This is a genomic window from Nonomuraea sp. NPDC004580 (genome assembly GCF_040609855.1).
GTDB classification, from domain to species: domain Bacteria; phylum Actinomycetota; class Actinomycetes; order Streptosporangiales; family Streptosporangiaceae; genus Nonomuraea; species Nonomuraea salmonea.
In genome coordinates this window covers 16,593-37,095 of the sequence record NZ_JBEXLH010000068.1, presented here as the reverse complement: position 1 = coordinate 37,095, position 20,503 = coordinate 16,593, and the positions used below count along the sequence as shown (strand labels likewise).

Sequence of the window (20,503 nt, the reverse complement as noted above, 5' to 3'; positions counted from 1 at the left end):
CTCACCTGACGCCCTGACGCAGGGCGGCGGAGGCCTTGATGACCAGCAGGGCCACGTCGTCCTGCGACGGATCGGGGGCGAACGTCTCGACCGCGTGCCGCACCCGCTCGGCCACCGCGTGCGCGCTCAGCCCCGTGCAGCCCGACAGCAGCGCGGCCAGGCCGTCGCCGTCGTCGAGCAGCCGGTCGCCGTTGCGCCGCTCGGTCACCCCGTCGGTGACGCACAGCAGCACCTCCTCGGGCGCCAGCTCGAACGTCTCGACGTGGAAGCGGGCGTTCGCCTCGATGCCGAGCAGCAGTTGCGGGGTCGCCATCGCGCGTACCTCGCCGCCGGGCCGCAGCCGCAGCGGCGGCGGGTGGCCGGCCGAGGCGATCGTGCACAGCGCGCCGCCCTGGGGGAGCGGGGTCAGCTCGCCGCACAGCAGGCTGAGGAACCTGCCCTCGTCGCCCTCCTCCAGCAGCGCGTGGTTGAGCCGGTCGAGGATGTCGGAGACCGTGTAGTGCTCCTTGGCGAGCAGGCGTACGGCGTGCCTGGCCAGGCCGGTCACCGCGGCCGCCTCAGGGCCGCTGCCGCACACGTCGCCCAGCGCGAAGCACCAGTGGTCGGCCACGGTGAACAGGTCGTAGAAGTCGCCGCCGACGTCGGCGCCCTCCTCGGCCGGCTCGTAGACGACCGCGGACTCAAGGCCCGGCATGGGCGCCACCCGCATGGGCAGCAGGCTGCGCTGCAGCACGCGGGAGGTGGTGGCCTGGCGGGCGTACAGCATGGCGGTGTGCAGGTTGAGCGAGACCAGCCGGCACAGGTCCGCCAGCAGGTCGGCCAGCTCTAGGGGCAGCGTCGGCTCGGTGCGGCCGATCACCAGCGCGCCGTACGACCTGCCCTGGGTCAGCAGCGGGAAGGCGAGCACGTTCTCCGGGCCGATCGGCCAGTCGACCTGGTCGAGCGCCGAGCGGGGGATGGCGGGCAGCGACTTGCGCAGGTCGGCGTTGTTGCGCTCGTCGCTGTGCCAGACGTGCGCGAGCCTGGTCATGCCGGTCAGGTCGGTGAGATAGACGGCCGCCCACGTCGCGATCTTGGGCACCACGAGCTGCGCGGTCAGCGCCGCGATCAGCTCCTCGTCGTGCACGCCCGCCAGCAGCTCGCCCGCCTCGGCCAGGAACGACAGCCGGCCCCTGTGCGCGCGGTCCTGCTCGGCCAGCCGCCCCCGCTGCACGGGGACGGCCACCTGACCGGCGATGTGCTGCAGGCTGATCGTCAGCTCCTGGTCGAAGTGGCCCGGCCTGGCCGCGGTGACCACGAGGTAGCCGATCACCGCGCCGCCGACCAGCAGCGGCGCGCACGCCATCGACCTGGCCCGCAGCTGGTCGGCCAGCTCGACGTCGCCGGCCAGCAGGTCCTCGACCATCACCGGCGTCCTGCACTCGGGCCCGAACACGCCCGCGGCCAGCACCCCGACCAGCCCCGCCGTCGCGCCGGCGCCCGCCGCCACCCCGAACCTGTTGCCGTTCTCGGCCGACAGCAGCACGTACGCCGCCTCGCCCCCACTGGAGACCTGGACGATCTTCGCGATCGTGTCCAGCAGCTCGGTGAACGGCAGGTCATGGTCGAGCAGCTCCTTGATCCGCCGGCCCGCCTCCCTGCGCAGCGGCGCCGACGGCGGCGTCAGCACGCTCCGGTGCTCGGCGGGCACCACCATCCAGATCGACCTGCGATCACCCGCGTGGCCCCTGCTGCGCAGCTGGGAGACGTAGACGGGGACGAGCCCGCCGTCGCGGTGGCGCATGCGCGCCTCGCCCCGCCACCGGCACAGCGCCAGCGTGTCGATCAGCGACAGCGCGTAGGGGCCGTGGCCCTGCCAGGCCACCAGGTCTTTGAGCGAGCGGCCGACGACCTGCTCGGCCTGCCAGCCGAGCAGCTTCTCCGCCTCGGTGTTCCACGACTCCACGACGCCGTCGAGGTCGGCCACCAGCACGCCCACGTGCAGCGTCTCCAGCGGCACGACGGGGAGCATGCCGAGCTGGCCCGGCTGCTCGGGGGGCTCGAAGCCGTCGCCGATCTCCATGCGTACCCAGACCCGTTTGGCGCGCTTGGTGTAGGTGACGCCCCACGCGTCGGCCAGCATCCCGGCCAGCGCGAGGCCGCGGCCCGAGGTCGCGTCGCCGGAGGGCGGTTTCCCGGCGGGCGGGATCGTGCGCGCGGGATGGTGGTCGTCGACCTCGATCTCGAGTTTGGCCGGGGTCGCGTCGACGTCCAGCCGGCAGGTCAGCTCGACGCCGGTGCCCGCGTGCAGCACGGCGTTCGTGACGAGCTCGCTGGTCAGCAGGACGGCGTCCTCGGCGAGGTGGCTCAGGCGCCACTCGCCGAGCACCTGGCGGACGAACTTGCGCGCGTGCGCCGGTGCTTGCGGAGTGCCGTCGAAGGCCGTACTCGACACTCTGGTCGTGTCCACTCTGCGTCCTAGAACATCACTCGATGTGGCAGTTCGGTCACTCTCAGAGTGGCAGACCGATGCCGTTGATACCTCCAGTTGTGAGAAGGCCGCCATGGTCGCGCAGTTGGACTCCCCCACGCCGCTGGATCGGCTTCGAGCCGCCACCCACATCAAGCGCGGCCGGACCCGCGACGTGCGTTCGAGGCGGTCCCGACCGTGCGGGGACGCGACCGAGCGTGCCTGCGCGTCACTGTTCGGGTGATCACATGTCAGGACACCGGCGAGCCTACGCGCGTACCGAGGTGTCTCCGTCGTACCTTTGGCATCATGGCCACCCGTACGCCGAAAAGCGCATCGAAGGGGCCGGCGAAGCGGTCGACCTCGTCTCGCTCGACCCCCGCCAAGCGCGGGACGACGCAGGCGGGACGGTCCAGGACGAAGGCATCCGCGTCCGGCCGTAAATCCCCGGTGACCCATCCCGACCCGATCACATGGGTACTCACCATGATCGGGAAGCTGATCGTGGGACTGTGGATGCTGTTCGCCAACGGCATCGGCGGCGCCGCGCGGGCGGTGGGCAAGAACGCCCGCGAGCTCGACCCGGCGCACCGGCGCGACGGCGTGGGGCTCACGGTGCTGGCGGGCGCGATCGTGCTCGCGGCCATGACCTGGCGCGCCTCGGACGGCGCGGTGTCGGGAGCGGTCGACGCGGCCGTACGCGGCGTGTTCGGCTCGCTGGCCTGGGTGCTGCCGCTGCTGCTCGGCCTGCTGGCCTGGCGTTACCTGCGCCACCCCGACCACTCCGCCGACACCGGCCGCATGGTGATCGGCTGGGCCGCGCTGCTGGTCGGCGTGCTCGGCGTCATCCACGTCTCCAACGGCACCCCCTACCCGGCCGGCCAGGGCCAGGGCATGGACAAGGTGGCGCAGGCCGGCGGCATGGTCGGGTTCCTGGTCTCGGCGCCGCCGATGAGCATCCTGCCGGCGTGGGTGACGATCCCGCTGCTGCTGCTCCTGTCCGGGTTCGGGGTGCTGGTGATCACCGCCACGCCCGTCCACCGCATCCCCGAGCGGCTGGCCGAGCTCAAGCATCTGCTGTTCGAGCGGCACGCGGAGCCAGAGACGCCGAAGTCGCCGGCAAAGAAGCGGGTCAAGACGAAGAAGGGCGAAGACGGCGAGCGCGGCGACATCATCAAGCCGTACGACACGCCGGTGCTCGCCGAGAAGGACAAGCGGCCCGACCACTCGCCGGAGATCGTGCCCGGGCTGACCGACGAGGAGGAGACGCCCGTTCCCGAGGCTGAGAGGCGTCCTGAGCCGCCGCAGCCCACCCCCGCGCCCCGCAAGGTCGAGCAGCTCGTGCTGTCGCCGCAGGCAGGCCCCTACAGCCTGCCCGACCTGGCCCACCTCAAGCCGGGCACCGCGCCCAAGCCGCAGACCAAGGCCAACACGACCGTGGTCAACGCGCTGACCAGCGTGCTGGAGCAGTTCGGCATCGACGCGCAGGTCATCGGGTTCACCCGGGGGCCGACGGTGACGCGCTATGAGATCGAGCTGGGGCCCGCGGTCAAGGTGGAGAAGGTCACGGCGCTCACGAAGAACATCGCGTACGCCGTCAAGTCCGCCGATGTCCGGATTTTGTCGCCTATCCCCGGCAAGTCGGCTATCGGGGTCGAGATCCCGAACGCCGACAAGGACCTCGTGGCACTCGGCGACGTGCTGCGCTCGCAGGTGGCGCAGGCCGACCACCACCCCATGATCGTCGGCCTGGGCAAGGACGTCGAGGGCCGCACCATCGTGGCGAACCTCGCCAAGATGCCCCACCTGCTCATCGCCGGCGCCACCGGCGCCGGTAAGTCCGTCTGCGTCAACGGCCTGATCACGAGCATCCTCATGCGCGCCACCCCCGACGAGGTGCGCATGGTGCTCGTCGACCCCAAGCGGGTCGAGCTCAGCGTGTACGAGGGCATCCCCCACCTCATCACCCCCATCATCACCAACCCGAAGAAGGCCGCCGAGGCCCTCGAATGGGTCGTGGGCGAGATGGACCGGCGCTACGACGACCTGGCGGCCTCGGGCTTCCGGCACGTGGACGAGTTCAACAAGGCCGTGCGGGCGGGCAAGCTGCAGCCGCCGCCCGGCAGCGAGCGCGTCTACCAGCCGTACCCGTACCTGCTGGTCATCGTGGACGAGCTGGCCGACCTCATGATGGTCGCGCCGCGCGACGTCGAGGACTCGATCGTGCGCATCACGCAGCTCGCCCGCGCGGCCGGCATCCACCTGGTCATCGCCACCCAGCGGCCGTCGGTCGACGTGGTCACCGGCCTCATCAAGGCCAACGTGCCCTCGCGGCTGGCGTTCGCGGTCTCCTCGCTGACCGACTCGCGGGTCATCCTCGACCAGCCGGGCGCCGACAAGCTGGTCGGCCAGGGCGACGCGCTCTTCCTGCCGATGGGCGCGAGCAAGCCGATCCGCATCCAGAACGCGTTCGTCTCGGAGAAGGAGATCGCCGAGATCGTCGGGCACTGCAAGGAGCAGATGCAGGTCGAATACCGCGACGACGTGGCGGCGGCGCCGGTCAAGAAGGAGATCGACGAGGACATCGGCGACGACCTCGACCTGCTCATCCAGGCGGCCGAGCTGATCGTGACCACCCAGTTCGGCTCGACCTCGATGCTGCAGCGCAAGCTGCGGGTCGGCTTCGCCAAGGCGGGACGCCTGATGGACCTGCTGGAGAGCCGCGACGTGGTCGGCCCGAGCGAGGGCTCGAAGGCCCGCGAGGTGCTCGTCAAGCCCGACGACCTCGCGGGTTTGCTGGCGAGTCTGCGTGGCGAATGACCCCAATGCGTGCTTGCCTGGCGATAACTGATTGAATATCTCCTACCACGAAGAGTAGTCGGTGTGGTGGGGGGCGTTCGCTGTGCAGGAGCAGAGCATCGGGGCCATGCTGGCGGCAGCCAGGCAGTCGGCAGGGCTGACGGTCGCGCAGGTCGCTGCGGCGACCAGGATTCGCGAGGCGATCATCCATTGCATGGAGCGGGACGAATACGGCGACTGCGGAGGTGCCTTCTACGCCAGAGGGCACGTCAGGGCGGTCGCCAAGGCCGTGGGGCTCGACCCCGAGGCCACCGTCCATCTCTATGACCAGCAGCACGGCGGGGCTCCGCAGCCCATGCCGGCGTCGTCGGTCTTCCAGGCCGACCGCAAGATCAACCTGCCGGAGCGGCGGGGGCCCAACTGGACGATGGCCCTGGGGGTGGCGCTGGCCATCGTGGTGGTCTTCGGCATGATGCGGGTGCTGGGAGGTGGCGGCGACCAGGTCCGTACGGGAGACGTGCGCGCCGCCTCGGCCCGGCCCAGCGTCCCGCCGAACACGCCCATCACCGAGGCGCCCAAGCCGGCCCCGTCGAAGATGGCGGCCAAGAACATGGTCACGATCCGTATCAAGGCCAAGCGGTCGTCGTATGTCAACGTGCACGACGCCAAGGGGCGCAAGCTCTTCGCCGGCACGCTCAAGGCGGGCAGGACCTCGACCTGGCGTGCGCCTGACAAGGTCAACGTGCTGCTGGCCGACGCCGGAGCCGTGACGCTGCACGTCAACGGCAAGCGGGTGAAGGGTCTCGGCGGCAGGGGAGACGTGCTGCGGCGCTCGTTCGGGCCGCAGAAACCCCAGTCGCGATAGGCCAGGTGAGGGGCCGCGATGCGGCCGGCGGGGGAGCCCGTGCATCGGGTGGTGGCCAACTCCCGATACCGTAGTGTTCACCATGTCATCCCGCCGAACCGCATCGCTGATCACTCTGGGCTGCGCACGCAACGAGGTCGACTCCGAGGAGCTGGCCGCGCGACTCGAGGCTGCCGGCTGGCAGCTCGACGACGACGATCCCGAGGTCGTCGTCGTCAACACGTGTGGCTTCATCGACTCAGCCAAGAAAGACTCGATCGACACGCTCCTGGCCGCCGCCGACTCCGGCGCCAAGGTGGTCGCCGCGGGTTGCATGGCCGAGCGCTACGGCAACGAGCTGGCCGACGCACTGCCCGAGGCGAGCGCCGTCATCTCGTTCGACGACTACGCCGAGATCGGCGGCAGGCTCGACGACGTCGTCGCCGGCCGCCCGCTGAAGCCCCACACCCCGCGCGACCGCCGCACGCTGCTGCCCATCACGCCGGTCGAGCGGGCCGCCGCCGCGCCCGCGACCGCCATCCCCGGCCACGGCGACCTGCCGGCGGGCCTCGCGCCCGCCAGCGGGCCGCGCGTGCTGCGCAAGCGGCTCGACGAGAGCCCGGTGGCCTCGCTCAAGCTCGCCTCCGGCTGCGACCGGCGCTGCACGTTCTGCGCCATCCCCGCCTTCCGCGGCTCCTACGTCTCCCGCAGGCCCGACGAGCTGCTCGCCGAGGCCGACTGGCTGGCCCACCGGGGCGTGCGCGAGCTCGTCCTGGTCAGCGAGAACTCCACGTCCTACGGCAAGGACCTCGGCGACCTCAGGTCGCTGGAGAAGCTGCTGCCGCAGCTCGCCGCCATCGAGGGCGTCGAGCGGGTGCGCGTCAGCTACCTCCAGCCGGCCGAGCTGCGTCCCGGCCTGATCGACGTGATCAGCGGCACCGACGGCATCGCCCCCTACTTCGACCTGTCCTTCCAGCACGCCAGCGGCACCGTGCTGCGCCGGATGCGCCGCTTCGGCGACCCCGAGCGCTTCCTGGGCCTGCTGGAGGGCATCCGCGAGCGGGCGCCCGAGGCGGGCGTGCGCTCCAACTTCATCGTGGGCTTCCCCGGCGAGACCGAGGAGGAGTTCGCCGACCTGGTCACCTTCCTCGAGGCCGCCAGGCTCGACGTGATCGGCGTGTTCGGTTATTCCGACGAAGACGGCACCGAGGCGGCCACCCTGCCGGGCAAGCTGCCCCAGGAGGTCGTCGACGAGCGCGTACGCGTGCTCACCGAGCTGGCCGAGGAGCTGACCGCCCAGCGCGCGGAGGAACGCATCGGCACCGAGCTCGACGTGCTGATCGAGGACGACCTGGGCGACGGCGGCTACGAGGGCAGGGCCGCCCACCAGGGGCCCGAGGTCGACGGCTCGGTCACGGTCCAGGGCATCGGCCTGGTCAAGGGGCAGATCGTGCGCGCGGTCGCGGTCGACGCCGAGGGCGTCGATCTCATCGCGCGCATCAAGGCCGGTCCATGAAACGGGACGAGCGCCGGGTCGTCAGCCCGTGGAACATCGCCAACGTCCTCACGGTCCTCCGGTTGGCGCTCGTCCCTTTCTTCGTCGTCTGCCTCTTCATGCCCGGCACGGGCTGGCGGGTGGCCGCGCTGGCCGTCTTCGCGGTGGCCTCGATCACCGACCACCTCGACGGGGAGCTGGCCAGGCGCTACGGCCTCATCACCGACTTCGGCAAGATCGCCGACCCGATCGCCGACAAGGCGCTCATCGGGGCCGCGCTGGTCTGCCTGTCGATCCTGCAGGAGCTGCCCTGGTGGGTCACGATCGTGATCCTCGGCAGAGAGCTGGGCATCACCGCGCTCAGGTTCGTGCTGCTGCGCCACGCGGTCATCCCGGCCAGCTACGGCGGCAAGGTCAAGACCGTGCTGCAGATCGCGGCCATCGTCCTCTACCTGCTGCCGTTCGTGCCAGGTCCCGTACGGTGGGCGGTGATGGGCGCGGCGGTCGTGGTCACCGTGGGCACGGGCGTCGACTACGTCGTCCGCGCCATCCGGTTGCGCAAGGTGGCGAGGCGAGCACGCGAGGGGCAGTGATCCATGGCAGACGTGGCCGAGATGCTCGACCTGCTGGTCGGCGGGGGCGCGACGGTGGCGGTGGCCGAGTCGCTGACCGGAGGGCTCATCGGGGCGGCGATCACCTCGGTGCCCGGGGCGTCGAAGGCGTTCCGCGGCGGGGTGATCTCCTACGCCACCGATCTCAAGCACGAGCTGCTGGGGGTGCCGGCGGAGCTGCTGCGGCGTGAGGGCGCGGTGCACCCCGAGGTGGCCACGGGCATGGCGGCGGGGGTGGCGCGGCTGTGCGGGGCCACGTACGGGCTGGCCGTGACGGGGGTGGCCGGGCCGGAGCCGCAGGACGGCAAGCCCGTGGGCACGGTCCACATCGGCGTCGCGGGGCCAGGAGGCCGAGAATGGGCGCGGGAATTGAGACTTCAGGGGTCGCGCGAACGTATCAGGGTAGAGACGGTGGACGAGGCAGTCGATCTCCTCTCAGGTGTGCTGAAGGCGAACATAGGGGAACATTCCGGGTGATTACCGTGTTACGTCCCGAGCGAACATGCGATGTGCGGTCTGACGCGGTGTCGGTGGATACGGGTACGGTGGAGCTGTGAGTGAGGTCCGTGAGCCAACTGCAAGCACCGAGCGCCCGGCAGGCGGGCCTGATGAGTCGCGCAACGAGCCACGAGCGGCGGTTCAGGGCCGGCGAAGCCCCATGATGACGGCGAGGAGTATGTACGAAGCTAAGAAGACCGATGTGCGGCACGAACCGATCGCGCGGGGCGTGGTGAAGTCATCCGCGCCGGGGAGGGAGCGACAGATGATTCTGCTGCGTCAGCTGCTCGGCGACGTGCTGAGGCGGTTGCGGGTCCGGCAGGGGCGCACGCTACGCGAGGTGTCCACGCTGGCCCGGGTTTCGCTCGGCTACTTGTCCGAGGTGGAGCGCGGCCAGAAGGAGGCCTCGTCCGAGCTGCTCGCGTCCATCTGCGGCGCGCTCGGCGTGCCGCTTTCGCAGGTGTTGCGTGAGGTGTCCGACCAGTTCGCGCTGGCGGAGCTGCAGGCCACTCCTGTGCTGGCCGACGTGCCCGAGCACGAGCGCCTGGCCCTTTCCGAGCCGGTGGGCGGGGCGATCTCCGACTCCGTGTTCCCAGAGGTCAAGGACATGGTGGCTGCCTAGCGAGGCTGGCAGCCCGCACACCACAGGATCAGCCGTTCCTGTGGCTGCGCCCCCATCTCCCCACGGCTGACGCGGGTGCCGCATCGGCGACAGGGTCTCCCGGCCCTGCCGTAGACCCAGGTCGCGTTCGCCGGGCGGCGATCACCTGTGGTCACCGTGCCCGCATGCCCCTTGTTCGCCTCCAGCAGCCGCTGGGCGAGCGACACGACCCCTTCGAGATCCTCGATCTCCCCGACCTTCTTCCACGGCCAGATTCCGCGCAGGAAAAGGGTCTCGGCGCGATAGATCGTGCCGATCCCCGCCAGGTTGCGCTGATCGAGCAGCGCCTCCCCGATGGTCCTGCCGGGTGCCGCTCGCAGCCTTCGCACGGCCTCTTCCAGGTCCCAGTCCGGGCCGAGCAGGTCAGGCCCCAGATGCCCCACCAGCCGCGCCTCGTCGGCCGTTCTGACGAGATCGACCATCCCCAGCCGCACGCCGACCGCCTGCCACTCCTCGTTGGCCAGGATCAGCCGCACCTGGTCGCCTGGTCTGGTGCGGCGGCCGGTCGGCATGACCAGCCAGCTCCCCTCCATGCGCAGATGGGTGTGCACCGTGAGGTCGCCTTCGACGCGGGTGAGCAGGTGCTTGCCGCGTGAGCGCGTGGTGATGACCGCGCGTCCCGACAGGTCGGCGGTGGCGTGCCGGGGGACGCGGAAGTCGGAGCGCACCAGCACGCGGCCGTCGAGCGCGCCCCGCAGGCGGGCGGCCGTGCGGTAGACGGCGTCTCCTTCTGGCACGCCTCCCAGTGTAGGAATCCTCGTGCGACACCCCCGCGCCCGCCTCCCCTCGGTATCGGCCGGGTACTGTCCGTGATGATTCGCCGCGGATGGCTGCTTTCCGTGGTCTCGCTGGTCATAATGACGATCTGGACGTGGCCTTGATGGAAGGCTTGGGCGGCGCATGCCGGAGATCACGGATTTACGGGCGGGAGAACCGAACGCGGTCGCGGGCTACCGGTTGACCGGGCGGCTGGCCTCTCACGTGTTCCTGGGGCGGTCGGAGGCCGGTGAGGCGGTGGTGGTCCGGCTGCTGCCACCTGAGGTCGAGCCCCGGCCGTTCCTGGCCGCCATGGAGCCGCTGCGTGGCATCTCCGCGGTCGGTACCGCGCAGGTGCTGGACGCCGGGGCGGCGGACGGGCGGGCGTACCTCGTGACCGAGTTCGTGGACGGGCCCGCGCTCGAAGAGGCCGGCGGGACGTTCGACGGAGTGGGGCTCCACCGGCTGGCGGCCGGGACCATCACCGCGCTCGTCGCAGTCCACCAGGCGGGGCTGGTGCACGGCGACATCCGGCCGGGCAACGTGCTGCTCGGCCCCGACGGGCCGCGCGTGGTCGACGCCGGCCTGGAGCAGGCGCTGGCGGCGGCGTCCGTGTCGACCAGGAAGGTGGCGGTGCCCGCCTACACCGCGCCGGAACGCTTACGCGGCGGCGACGCCGGGCCGGCCGCCGACGTGTTCTCGTGGGCGGCGACCATGGTGTTCGCCGTCAGCGGCGCCTCGCCCTTCGAGGGCGGCTCGATGAGCGCCACCGTCGAGCGCATCACGGACCAGCCGCCCGTGCTGCCAGACCTGGGGGAGTTGCACGACCTCATCGTGCGCTGCCTCGACAAGGACCCCGATGCCCGGCCGGCCGCCGGCGACGTGCTGCTGCGGCTGGTCGGGCAGACGTCGTTACTGGCCGCCCCATCGGGCGACCTCGTGGAGAAGAAGGCGCCGGGCCGGGGGCTGCGGGGTCTGGCCGTGCCGGTGGCGGCGTTCGTGGTGGGGGCGCTGCTGTCAGGTACGGGCGTCTACGTCCTCACCGGCGACAGGACCACCACCGTACGGCAGGTGGCCGCAACCCCTACGGCGACGCCCACAGTGGCGATTTCGCAGACGGCGGCCCCCCGTGACGAGGTCGAGGAGAAGGCGGCCGCCGACCTGGAGATCAAGGACATCGACGGCGTCCTGCACGAGCATCCGGGCGACGCGATGCGGCTGGTGTCGTACCTGGGTGCCTCGGGCGACTTCACCAGCTACGTCCGTGACAGGAGCGGCGCCTTCAAGGCCGTCGGCAAGTACGAGCAGCCGCTGCTGTCGCCCGCCGGTGACTGGGTGGCGCTGAACCCGCTCATCAAGTTCCAGGGGACCGACACCGACCAGGTCAAGTTCACCAGCCTGACGACGGGCGAGTCCTTCGTGGTCAGCACGGTGAAGAAGCCGCTGAACACGATGCGGCCGTTCTGGTCCCGTGACGGCTCCAAGCTGCTGCTCTCCGTCTATGACACGGAGAAGAAGCCGGAACTGGTCGTCGGTTTCGTGGTCGTGGACGTCGCGGCGCGCAAGGCCGTGCACGTCAAGACCGAGTACGCCGACGACGCGACCCTCGTGCACACCTTCGCCCCCGACGGGACCGTGGTGCGCACCTACTGGGACGGCCGGCAGAAGGGCATCGCGTTCTACGACATGTCCGGACAGGTCAGTAAGACGATGCACTGGGTGGGCCATCCCAAGGGCGGCGAGTGGTTCTCCCCGTCCGGCGCCCGGCTCGCCACGATCTGCCCCAGCGAGAAGGAGTACTGCGTCTGGGACGTCCGTACGGGCGCCCGGCAGGCGACGGTGCCGTTCACCAAGGGAGAGGGCGCCTTTCTCGGCTGGTTCAACGAGAAGCACCTGCTGGTGCAGGACCAGGGCAAGAAGAAGGGCACCATGCAGATCAAGATCATCGATTTGCTCGGAGAGACCGTACGCGTGCTGGCCGACCTCGCGACGGACAAGCCGCACATGCTCCAGTTCGCGTACCAGCCGGGCTCGTGAACCCGCTGCTCGCCGGCGACCCCGCCGAGGTGGACGGCCACCGCGTCGTCGGGCGGCTGGGCCAGGGCGGCCAGGGCGTCGTCTACCTCGGCGAGGCGCCCGCGGGGACGCCGGTCGCGATCAAGATGCTCGGCTCGGGACTCGACGACCCCGAGGCGCGCGACCGCTTCCGGCAGGAGATCGGGTACGCGCGCCGGGTCAAGGCGTTCTGCACCGCGCAGGTGCTGGCCAGCGGGGAGTACGCGGGCACGCCGTACGTGGTCAGTGAGTACGTCGACGGGCCGGCGCTGGCCGACGTGCTCGTCCGCCGGGGGCCGCTGCGCGGGGCCGAACTGCGCCGCCTGGCGATCGGCACGCTGACCGCGCTGGCCGCCATCCACCAGGCCGGCGTGGTGCACCGCGACTTCAAGCCGGGCAACGTGCTGCTCAGCAGGCACGGGCCTCGGGTGATCGACTTCGGCATCTCAAGGGCGATGGAGGAGATCGAGGCCGACGGGCAGCACGTCGTGGGGACGCCGCCGTACATGGCGCCCGAGCAGTTCGGCGGGGCGCCCATCGGGCCGGCGGCCGACATGTTCGCCTGGGCAGGGACGATGGTGGCCGCCGCCACGGGACGCCCGGCGTTCGGGACGGGCGCGCTGCCCGCGCTGATCGCCCGCATCCTGACCGCCGAGCCCGACCTCGGTGACCTCGACGGCGAGTTGCGCGAGCTGGCCGCGCGCTGCCTGGACAAGGACCCGGATGCGCGGCCCACCGCGACGCAGGCGCTGCTCACCCTGCTCGGGCATCCGGGCCAGGCGCCGCACGACACCGGCGAGCAGCGGCTGCTCGCCCTGGGCCGGCAGTCGGCCGCACCGCCTCGCCCGCGCCGGTGGCCGCTGGGGGTCGCTGCGGTCGGCGCGGCCCTTGCCGTCAGCGTCGCCGTGCTGCTGCTACGTCCCGCGCCCGAGGCCGCACCGCGCCCGCCCGCCGCCGCCTCCGCGCCGCTGCCCACGCCCAGCCCCGGGACGATGGCTCCCGAGCCGGTCACGGAGGTGAAGGTGCCCGACACCGGGATCGTGCTGCACGAGAACCCCGCCGATCCCCTCTGGGTCTCCTCCTACAGCTCGGCCGTCGAGTGGGCCCCGGGGTACGTCCGCGATCCCGTGACCGGGTCCTTCTCCCTGTTCGGCAACATCGAGGAGCCCGTCGTCTCGCCTGGCGGCCGGTTCGTGGCGTCGCTGTCGCGTACGCGGCTGATCAGTAACGACTTCGAGAGCATCACGATCCGCGACCGGGCTCTGGGGCGGGACGGCAAGCCGCGGACCGTGGACAAGCCGCGCACGCTCATGAGCCCGGTGTGGGCCGAGGACGGGCGGCGGCTGCTCGCGACCGTCATCGAGTACGACACAGGGAAGGACGCCGAGACACGGACGCTGGGCTTCGCGGTCGTGGACGCGGTCACGGGGGCCGTCGAGGTCACCGAGGCGCCGGGCCCGCGCGGCTCCAGGTACGCCTGGGGATCCGATCACGCGAGCGTGCTTCAGGAGGCGGGCTCCGGCGCTGTGCGCGTGCTGGACCTCGACGGGGCCGTCCTGCGGAGCTTCGAGGGCGTGGGCGAGCTGGGGATCGGGGGAGCCGTGCGGACGCCGCTCGGCGCGGTGTTCTCCACGGATTGTCCGGGCAAGTCGCGAAATATCTGCTTCTGGGATGAGCGGACCGGGGTCAAGAAGGGCGAGGCTCGCCTGCCGGCCGGCGCCGCCTTCCACGGCTGGCTGGACGGACGCCACCTCCTGGTCACCCTGCGCGAGGGCGACCAGGCCCGGGTCGTCATGGCCGACGCCACGGGGACGCCCGTCAGGACGCTGATCAGCGCCTCCGGTGAGGCGCTGGACGACGTCGCCTTCTCCTTCTCCAGGAAGTGAACGTCTCGCGGCGATCTGCTCTGAGTGGCCGTCTTCTCACTTTTGGTGACGGTGCGGGAGTCGCTCGGGCACACTGGAACGCAGGCCGAGCCCGATGAGGTGAGCTTTATGCACGCCAGCCGCCGGCGAGGGAACCTGCCCGGCGAGACCACGCCGCTGGTCGGCCGCCTCACGGAGGTGGCCGCCGTCGAGAAGCTGCTCGGCCGGTCACGGCTGGTGACCCTGACGGGGGCGGGTGGCGCCGGCAAGACCAGGCTCGCGCTGCGGGCCGCCGCCGAGCTGCGGGACACCGGTGGGGCGTGGCTGGTGCCGGCGCCGCAGGAGGCGGGGGCGCTGCCGTACGCGATCGCCTCCGCCCTGTTCCCTGCCGCGAGCGCGGGGACGCCGATCGAGGGGCTGGCGCGTCGCCTCGCCAAGCGGGAGGCGCTGCTGGTGCTGGACGGGTGCGATCACGTGATGGCAGCGTGTGCGGCGGTGGTCACGGCGTTGCTGGCCGCCGCGCCGGGGCTGCGGGTGCTGGCCACCTGCCGACGGCCGCTGCGCTGCCGTGGCGAGCGGGTGCTGCCGGTGCCGCCGCTCACTCTTGAGGACGCCGGGGCGCTGTTCGCCGAGCGGGCCGTCGCGGCGGTGCCCGGGCTCGCGGTCACCGGGCTGGATGAGCAGGCCGTGCTGCGGGTGTGCCGGCGGCTCGAAGGGCTGCCGCTCGCCATCGAGCTGGCCGCCGCGCGGCTGCGCGAGCTGCCGGTCGAGGTGCTGGCCCGGCGTCTCGACGCGCACTTCTCCGCGAGCGATCACCACGCGTACGGCGGCTCTTCCGGCGGGCGGCAGGTGCTGGAGCAGCCAGGGGAGCACGCGCTGCGGGTCACCATCGCCTGGACCCACCGGCTCTGCACCACCGCCGAACGGCTGCTGTGGGCGCGGGCCTCGGTCTTCACCGGGAGCTTCGACGCGGTCGCGGCCAAGGAGGTGTGTGGGGACGACCGGCTGCCGACCTGGCAGTCGCCGCAGCTCCTGGAGTCGCTGGCCGACCGGGCGATCCTGGTACGGGAGCCGGGGGAGCGCTACCGCATGCCCGAGCCGCTGCACGCGTTCGGCGCAGAGCGGCTGAAGGACCTCGGCCAGGACGAGCGCCTCCGCCGCCGCCGCGAGGCACTCACCCCCACTGACGGCGCGGCGGGCTGAGGGGGGTCAGTCCCAGGCGGCGGGGTCGGCGGCCAGCTGGCGGATGCGTTCGGGGAGGGCGCCGGAAGCCACCTGCTCCAGTGTGACCTCCTCCAGGATCGACCGCTCGGTCGCCCGCAACGCGATCCACACCTGCTGCAGCGACTCGGCGGGCCCGCGGTAGCCGACGTGCTCGGGGCGCTCGCCCCGCACGTTGGCCAGCGGGCCGTCGACCGCGCGGATCACGTCGGCCAGCGAGATCTCGGCCGCCGGGCGGGCCAGGACATAGCCGCCCTCGGGGCCGCGCTGGCCGCGGACGAGCCCGGCCCTGCGCATCTGCAGCAGGATGTTCTCAAGGTATTTGGGCGGCATGTCCTGCTCCTTGGCGAGCTCGCCCACAGTGGTCGGGCCTGCACCGGCGGCGGCCAGTTCAGCGGCGGCACGGAGGGCGTAGTCGACACGAGCGGATAGGCGCATGTTCTCGATTATCCCTCCTGGTCAAGACTGGTTAGGCGCAAGGTCGTCAGAACGGGTGGGAAACTGCGATCATCGGCCATACCTGGCCACGTGTCACCTGCGACGGCGGGTGAAAGGCGGAGCGCTAAACTTCCAACAACCTTTTCGATAACGGTCCTTCGAGTGCGACGGCGGGATTCAGCGTGGAGCGACGCCCTGGTGTGCCCAGACTGCTCAGGGAGATCAATGACCGGGCCGCGCTGGACCTGTTGCTGGCGACCGGCCCCATGACGCGTGGCCAGATCGGCGAGCTGACCGGGCTGTCGAAGGTGACGGCATCCCAGACGCTGGCGCGGCTGGAGGAGCGCGGGCTGGTCGAGGTGGTCGGCACCCAGGCGGGCGGGCGGGGGCCCAACGCGGCGCTCTACGCCGTGATCCCCTCCAGCGCGTACGTCGCCGGCCTCGAAGTCGGGCCCGAGCTGATCTCCGCGGCCGTCGCCGACATCCACGGCCGCACGATCTCCGAGGTCGTGGTCGAGCCAGGCGCCGACGACGACCCGGTCTCCGTCGTGCACGACGCCATCGTCAAAGCGTGCAGAGGAGCCAAGGTCAGCCTGTCGAAGCTGCGCGGCGTGGTGATCGGCACCCCCGGCGTGGTCGATCCGCGCAGCGGCGACGTGCGCTTCTCCTTCGACCTGCCCGGCTGGCACGAGGGCATCCACGAGGCGCTGGCGGGCGACCTGCGGCGCAAGGTCACCATCGAGAACGACGTCAACCTCGCCGCCATCGCCGAGCGGGCCGACGGAGCGGCCAAGGGTCTGGACGACTTCGTGCTGCTGTGGGCGTCCCGGGGGCTGGGGCTGGCCATCATGCTCGGAGGGCGGCTGCACCGCGGGCGGTCCGGCAGCGCGGGCGAGATCGGCTACCTGCCGGTGCCCGGAGTGCCGCTGCCCGAGGACATCCGCACCGAGCCGGGGCGGCTGCCCTCGCTGGCGGGCGGCCTGCAGTCACTGGTCAGCGCGGAGGCGGTGACCGAGCTGGCGCGCAGCTACGGGTTCGCGGTGGGCAGCGCCACCGAGTGCGTCAAGGTCGCGGTGGCGGCGGGGGCCGAGGGCGAGCCGCTGCTCGACGAGATCGCCCACCGGCTGGCGCTGGGGGTGGCGGCGGTGTGCGTGATCCTCGACCCCGGGCTCGTGGTGCTGTCCGGCGAGGTGGGGCACGCCGGTGGGGAGGCGCTGACGTCCCGGGTGGAGGAGGCGGTCGCCCGCATCTGCCCCGTACGTCCCCAGGTGGTGACGACCACGGTCACGGACGACAATCCGGTACGCCGCGGCGCGGTCCTGGCCGCCCTCGACGAGGCCCGCGAAGAACTCCTGGCCCCTTGACCCCCGCCCCGCCGGGGCGCCGGCAGGGCGGGGACACGGTCAGGCGGTGAGGAGTTCCACGGCGGCCTGGGCGTTGGCGCGGGCGGCGCCGTACGTGGCGATGTAGGCGGCGGTGTCCGGCTGCCAGACCGGCAGGCCCATCTCGATCACGGTTGTGTCCGGGCGGGCGGTCACCAGGGCGGAGACCAGTTCGCGGCTCTCGTGGTGGCGGTGCGCGTCCTTGACCACGACGACGAGCGAGCGGTCCACCGCCTTGGCGAGCAGGGCGGGCGCGTCGGCGGCGGCCGGCTTGACGCGGACGATCTCCGCCTCGGGCAGCCATGGCCCCACCCCCCACGGCACGTCGCCCACGGCGATGGTGGGCGGCGTGTCCACCTCGATCACCAGCGGCTCGACGAGCGGCTTGGCGCGGCCGGTGAGCCGGACGGCGCGGCGGGCGGCGTGCAGGCCGACGACGTTCTGCTCGGCCGCGATCGGCTCCCCCTCGCCGAACCAGGACCGCAGCGCGGCGACCCGGCCCGCGGCCTCCTCCAGGCGTTCCAGCGGCAGCCGCCCCTCGCGCACGGCGGCGACGACCGCGTCGATGATGCCCTGCACGTCGTCGTACGTCGGCAAGGGCCCGAGGCACAGCAGGTCGGACCCGGCCGCGATGCTCATGACCGCACCGCCCGCCAGGCCGACGCTGCGGGTGATGGCGTGCATGTCGAGCGCGTCGGTGACGACCACGCCGTCGTACCCGAGCTCGCCCCTGAGCAGCCCGGTGAGCGCGGCGCCGGACAGCGTGGCGGGCGTGTCACCCGTCACGACCGGCACCGCGACGTGCGCGGTCATCACCGACTTGGCACCCGCCCCGATGGCGGCGCGGAAGGGCGCCAGCTCGCGCTCGCGCAGCACGTCCATGCCGACGTCCACGACGGGCACGGCCAGGTGCGAGTCGACGCGGGTGGCGCCGTGGCCGGGGAAGTGCTTGACGCAGGCGGCCACGCGTACGGACTGCAGGCCCTCGACGGCGGCGACGGTGTGCCGGGCGACGAGCCCCGGCTCGGGCCCGAACGACCGGGTGCCGATGACCGGGTTGTCGGCCTCGCTGTTGACGTCGGCGCTGGGCGCCATGTCGAGGTTGATGCCGCAGGCGGCCAGCTCGGAGCCGATGGCGCGGTAGACGCGCCTGGTCAGCTCGACGTCGTCCACGGCCCCGAGCGCCGCGTTGCCGGGGTAGGGGCTGCCGACGTGGTACGCCAGCCGCGTCACGTCGCCGCCCTCCTCATCCAGCGAGATGACGGGCTCGCCGGCGGACCGCAGCGCGGTGGTCAGGTCGAGCACCTGGCCGGGATCGGCCACGTTGAACCCGAAGAGCGTCACCCCGCCCAGGCCGTGCTCCAGTTCGCGCAGCACCCACGGGGGCGCCGTGGTGCCCTGGAAGGCGACGAGCAGCGTGCCGGCCGCGAGGCGGCGCAGCCCCCGATCACTCTGACTCATGGCTCCTCATCAGTTGGCAGGAAGATTGGGCACGGCGAAGGGCCGTGCGTGGACCCCGTGCGTGGACCCCGTGCGTGGACCCCGTGCGTGGACCCAGTGCGGGTCGTTCAGCCCTTGACGGCGCCGGCCACCAGGCCGGAGACCATGCGGCGCTGCACGAGCAGGAAGAAGACGACGACGGGCAGCGTCATCAGGGTCGAGCCGGCCATGATGGCGCCCCAGTCGACGCCCTTCTGACCGAAGAAGTACTGCAGGGCGACCGGCATCGTGTATCCCTCCGACCCCGACATCAGGTAGAGGGCGAAGACCAGGTCGTTCCACGCGGTGATGAACGAGAAGATGCTGGTGGCCACCAGGCCGGGCGCGACCAGCGGGAAGAGCACCCGCCAGAACGTCGTCATGCGTCCCGCGCCGTCGATCCAGGCCGCCTCCTCCAGCGACTTGGGCACGGCGGCGACGAACGTGCGCAGCATCCACACCCCGAACGGCAGCGTCAGCGCGACCTGGGTGACGATCAGCCCGACGAGCTGGTCGCCGAGACCGACCCGCTTGACCATCATGTAGAGCGGGATGAGCAGGCCCTCGGAGGGCAGCATCTGCACGACGAGCAGCACCACCAGGAACAGTCCGCGGCCCTTGAAGCGGAAGCGGGCGATGGCGGTGGCCGACAGCAGCGCGAAGGCCGAGCCGATGACCACGGTGCCGAGCGCCACGATCGCGCTGTTGCGCATGTAGAGCCAGATGGAGTTGTTCGCGACGCCCTCGGTCAGCACCCGCGCGAAGTGGTCGAAGGTGAAGTGCGTCGGGAACGGGATGAACTCCGTGGTGAAGATCTGGTCGTTCTCCTTGAAGCCGGTGGAGACCATCCAGTAGACGGGGAAGACCGCGCACAGGAAGACCAGCACTCCGGCGGTGTTCAGGAGGACTTTGCCGAGCCTCTTGCGGGCGAGGGGGGTCACATCTCCTCCTGCTTCACGATCTGCCGGACGTACACGACGGTGACGATGAGCAGGATGATCGTCAGCACCACCGAGATGGCCGCGCCGGTGCCCAGCTTCTGCGGGGGGCGGAACGCCTCGGCGACCGCGTACATGGACAGGTTGAAGCCGTCGCGGTTCGTCGGGCCGTTCATCAGGACGTAGAGCTGGCTGAAGACCTTGAAGTCCCAGATGATCGACAGGATCGTCAGGACCGCGAAGACCGGCTTGAGCAGCGGCAGCGTGATCTTCCTGAACGTGTGCCACGGGCCGGAGCCGTCCACCCTGGCGGCCTCGTACAGCTCGTTGGGTATGCCCTTCAGACCCGCCAGGACCGAGACGGCGACGAACGGGAAGCCGGCCCACACCACGCAGACGACCAGCGCGATGTAGAGCGGGATGGTGTCGTTGAGCCAGGGGGTGCCGGTCCAGCTCGTCTGGCCGTCGGGCGGCGCGGCGAGCCAGTCGGGCAGCAGGTTGAGCGCCCAGTTGATGATGCCGGACTCGGCGTCGAACAGGGAGCGCCAGATGACGCCCTGCGCGACGGGCGGCACGGCCCAGGCGAACATGCAGCCGATGACCACGAACAGCGACATCCGCTTGCTGAGCCGGTGCAGCAGCACGCCGACGGCGGTGCCGACGACGAGCGTCATGCTGACGGCGACGGCCGCGAACGCGACGGTGTTGCGCAGGGCCGACCAGAAGATGTCGTTGCTGAGGACCTTCTCGAAGTTCTCCAGCCCCACCCACTCGGCGGGCCTGGTGCCCCTGATCTGCGCGAGGCCGACCTTCTGGAAGGCCATGACGCCGAGCTGGACCATCGGGTAGAGCAGCAGCCCGGCGATGACCAGCAGACCGGGGACGAGCAGGACGTACGGGATGCTCCAGTCCGGCAGGCCCCCGGCGCGCGGAGCCCGGCGGTTCTTCTTCCGGTGGCCCGGGGCGGGGGAGGAGTCCGTGCCCCGGGCGACCGTCGTCGTGTCGGCCATCG

At 71.5% G+C, this 20,503-nt stretch carries 16 protein-coding genes; 10 read left to right on the top strand and 6 right to left on the bottom strand.

The window, feature by feature from the left end; genetic code table 11:
- Nucleotide 1: 1 nt before the first annotated feature.
- A complete protein-coding gene (locus ABZW11_RS39635; protein ID WP_355429353.1) occupies nt 2–2,449 on the bottom strand; it encodes a SpoIIE family protein phosphatase in 2,448 nt (815 codons plus the stop codon).
- Between the two features lie 309 nt (nt 2,450–2,758).
- On the opposite strand from ABZW11_RS39635, the gene ABZW11_RS39630 reads away from it, so the two are divergent.
- The 6 genes from ABZW11_RS39630 (at nt 2,759) to ABZW11_RS39605 (ending at nt 9,318) form a co-directional block, all read left to right on the top strand.
- The gene (locus ABZW11_RS39630; RefSeq protein WP_355429350.1) at nt 2,759–5,269 is read left to right on the top strand and encodes a DNA translocase FtsK 4TM domain-containing protein; all 2,511 of its coding nucleotides are present in this window, start codon (nt 2,759–2,761) and stop codon (nt 5,267–5,269) included.
- Nucleotides 5,270–5,351: 82 nt separating this feature from the next.
- The gene (locus tag ABZW11_RS39625) at nt 5,352–6,113 is read left to right on the top strand and encodes a RodZ domain-containing protein (RefSeq protein WP_355429347.1); all 762 of its coding nucleotides are present in this window, start codon (nt 5,352–5,354) and stop codon (nt 6,111–6,113) included.
- An 82-nt stretch (nt 6,114–6,195) separates the two neighbouring features.
- Nucleotides 6,196–7,608: a 30S ribosomal protein S12 methylthiotransferase RimO gene (gene rimO, locus ABZW11_RS39620; protein ID WP_355429344.1), complete on the top strand. Its 1,413-nt coding sequence runs from the start codon at nt 6,196–6,198 to the stop codon at nt 7,606–7,608.
- On the top strand, nt 7,605–8,180 hold the full coding sequence (pgsA, locus tag ABZW11_RS39615; RefSeq protein WP_355429342.1) for a CDP-diacylglycerol--glycerol-3-phosphate 3-phosphatidyltransferase: 576 nt from the start codon (nt 7,605–7,607) through the stop codon (nt 8,178–8,180). Before rimO ends, pgsA begins: the two co-directional genes overlap by 4 nt.
- Nucleotides 8,181–8,183: 3 nt before the next feature.
- A complete protein-coding gene (locus ABZW11_RS39610; RefSeq protein ID WP_355429339.1) occupies nt 8,184–8,675 on the top strand; it encodes a nicotinamide-nucleotide amidohydrolase family protein in 492 nt (163 codons plus the stop codon).
- Nucleotides 8,676–8,961: 286 nt separating this feature from the next.
- Nucleotides 8,962–9,318, top strand: a complete 357-nt coding sequence (locus ABZW11_RS39605) for a helix-turn-helix transcriptional regulator (RefSeq protein WP_345398809.1) — start codon at nt 8,962–8,964, stop codon at nt 9,316–9,318.
- Here ABZW11_RS39605 and ABZW11_RS39600 read toward each other — a convergent pair.
- Nucleotides 9,315–10,094: a DNA-formamidopyrimidine glycosylase family protein gene (locus tag ABZW11_RS39600; protein WP_355429335.1), complete on the bottom strand. Its 780-nt coding sequence runs from the start codon at nt 10,092–10,094 to the stop codon at nt 9,315–9,317. The genes ABZW11_RS39605 and ABZW11_RS39600 overlap by 4 nt on opposite strands.
- 163 nt (nt 10,095–10,257) lie before the next feature.
- Here ABZW11_RS39600 and ABZW11_RS39595 point away from each other — a divergent pair, with 163 nt between their 5' ends.
- From ABZW11_RS39595 to ABZW11_RS39585, 3 genes are all read left to right on the top strand, one after another.
- Entirely contained in the window at nt 10,258–12,150 is a 1,893-nt protein-coding gene (locus ABZW11_RS39595) for a serine/threonine-protein kinase (RefSeq protein WP_355429332.1), read from the top strand.
- A complete protein-coding gene (locus ABZW11_RS39590; protein WP_355429329.1) occupies nt 12,147–14,054 on the top strand; it encodes a serine/threonine-protein kinase in 1,908 nt (635 codons plus the stop codon). Before ABZW11_RS39595 ends, ABZW11_RS39590 begins: the two co-directional genes overlap by 4 nt.
- Before the next feature lie 108 nt (nt 14,055–14,162).
- Nucleotides 14,163–15,236 (top strand): hypothetical protein, encoded by a 1,074-nt coding sequence (locus tag ABZW11_RS39585; protein WP_355429326.1) that lies wholly within the window; start codon nt 14,163–14,165, stop codon nt 15,234–15,236.
- Nucleotides 15,237–15,242: 6 nt separating this feature from the next.
- On the opposite strand, the gene ABZW11_RS39580 is transcribed toward ABZW11_RS39585, so the two are convergent.
- On the bottom strand, nt 15,243–15,692 hold the full coding sequence (locus ABZW11_RS39580) for an Rrf2 family transcriptional regulator (RefSeq protein WP_345398828.1): 450 nt from the start codon (nt 15,690–15,692) through the stop codon (nt 15,243–15,245).
- Between the two features lie 182 nt (nt 15,693–15,874).
- On the opposite strand from ABZW11_RS39580, the gene ABZW11_RS39575 reads away from it, so the two are divergent.
- Complete coding sequence (locus ABZW11_RS39575) at nt 15,875–17,056, top strand: ROK family transcriptional regulator (RefSeq protein ID WP_355429323.1); 1,182 nt, start codon at nt 15,875–15,877, stop codon at nt 17,054–17,056.
- A 39-nt stretch (nt 17,057–17,095) separates the two neighbouring features.
- Here the strand turns inward: ABZW11_RS39575 and ABZW11_RS39570 are convergent, their stop codons facing one another.
- The 3 genes from ABZW11_RS39570 to ABZW11_RS39560 all read right to left on the bottom strand — a co-directional run bounded on the left by ABZW11_RS39570 (nt 17,096) and on the right by ABZW11_RS39560 (nt 20,501).
- Nucleotides 17,096–18,535 (bottom strand): glycoside hydrolase family 3 protein, encoded by a 1,440-nt coding sequence (locus ABZW11_RS39570; RefSeq protein ID WP_355429320.1) that lies wholly within the window; start codon nt 18,533–18,535, stop codon nt 17,096–17,098.
- A 107-nt stretch (nt 18,536–18,642) separates the two neighbouring features.
- Complete coding sequence (locus ABZW11_RS39565; protein ID WP_355429317.1) at nt 18,643–19,494, bottom strand: carbohydrate ABC transporter permease; 852 nt, start codon at nt 19,492–19,494, stop codon at nt 18,643–18,645.
- Nucleotides 19,491–20,501: a sugar ABC transporter permease gene (locus tag ABZW11_RS39560; RefSeq protein WP_355429315.1), complete on the bottom strand. Its 1,011-nt coding sequence runs from the start codon at nt 20,499–20,501 to the stop codon at nt 19,491–19,493. The genes ABZW11_RS39565 and ABZW11_RS39560 overlap by 4 nt, the downstream gene beginning before the upstream one ends.
- Nucleotides 20,502–20,503 lie beyond the last annotated feature (2 nt).

Coding starts and splice junctions, on each gene's coding strand:
- ABZW11_RS39595 (WP_355429332.1), top strand. CDS start 10,258: ATGCCGGAGATCACGGATTTACGGGCGGGAGAACCGAACGCGGTCGCG.
- ABZW11_RS39630 (WP_355429350.1), top strand. CDS start 2,759: ATGGCCACCCGTACGCCGAAAAGCGCATCGAAGGGGCCGGCGAAGCGG.
- ABZW11_RS39580 (WP_345398828.1), bottom strand. CDS start 15,692: ATGCGCCTATCCGCTCGTGTCGACTACGCCCTCCGTGCCGCCGCTGAA.
- ABZW11_RS39585 (WP_355429326.1), top strand. CDS start 14,163: ATGCACGCCAGCCGCCGGCGAGGGAACCTGCCCGGCGAGACCACGCCG.
- pgsA (WP_355429342.1), top strand. CDS start 7,605: ATGAAACGGGACGAGCGCCGGGTCGTCAGCCCGTGGAACATCGCCAAC.
- rimO (WP_355429344.1), top strand. CDS start 6,196: ATGTCATCCCGCCGAACCGCATCGCTGATCACTCTGGGCTGCGCACGC.
- ABZW11_RS39605 (WP_345398809.1), top strand. CDS start 8,962: ATGATTCTGCTGCGTCAGCTGCTCGGCGACGTGCTGAGGCGGTTGCGG.
- ABZW11_RS39610 (WP_355429339.1), top strand. CDS start 8,184: ATGGCAGACGTGGCCGAGATGCTCGACCTGCTGGTCGGCGGGGGCGCG.
- ABZW11_RS39560 (WP_355429315.1), bottom strand. CDS start 20,501: ATGGCCGACACGACGACGGTCGCCCGGGGCACGGACTCCTCCCCCGCC.
- ABZW11_RS39570 (WP_355429320.1), bottom strand. CDS start 18,535: ATGAGTCAGAGTGATCGGGGGCTGCGCCGCCTCGCGGCCGGCACGCTG.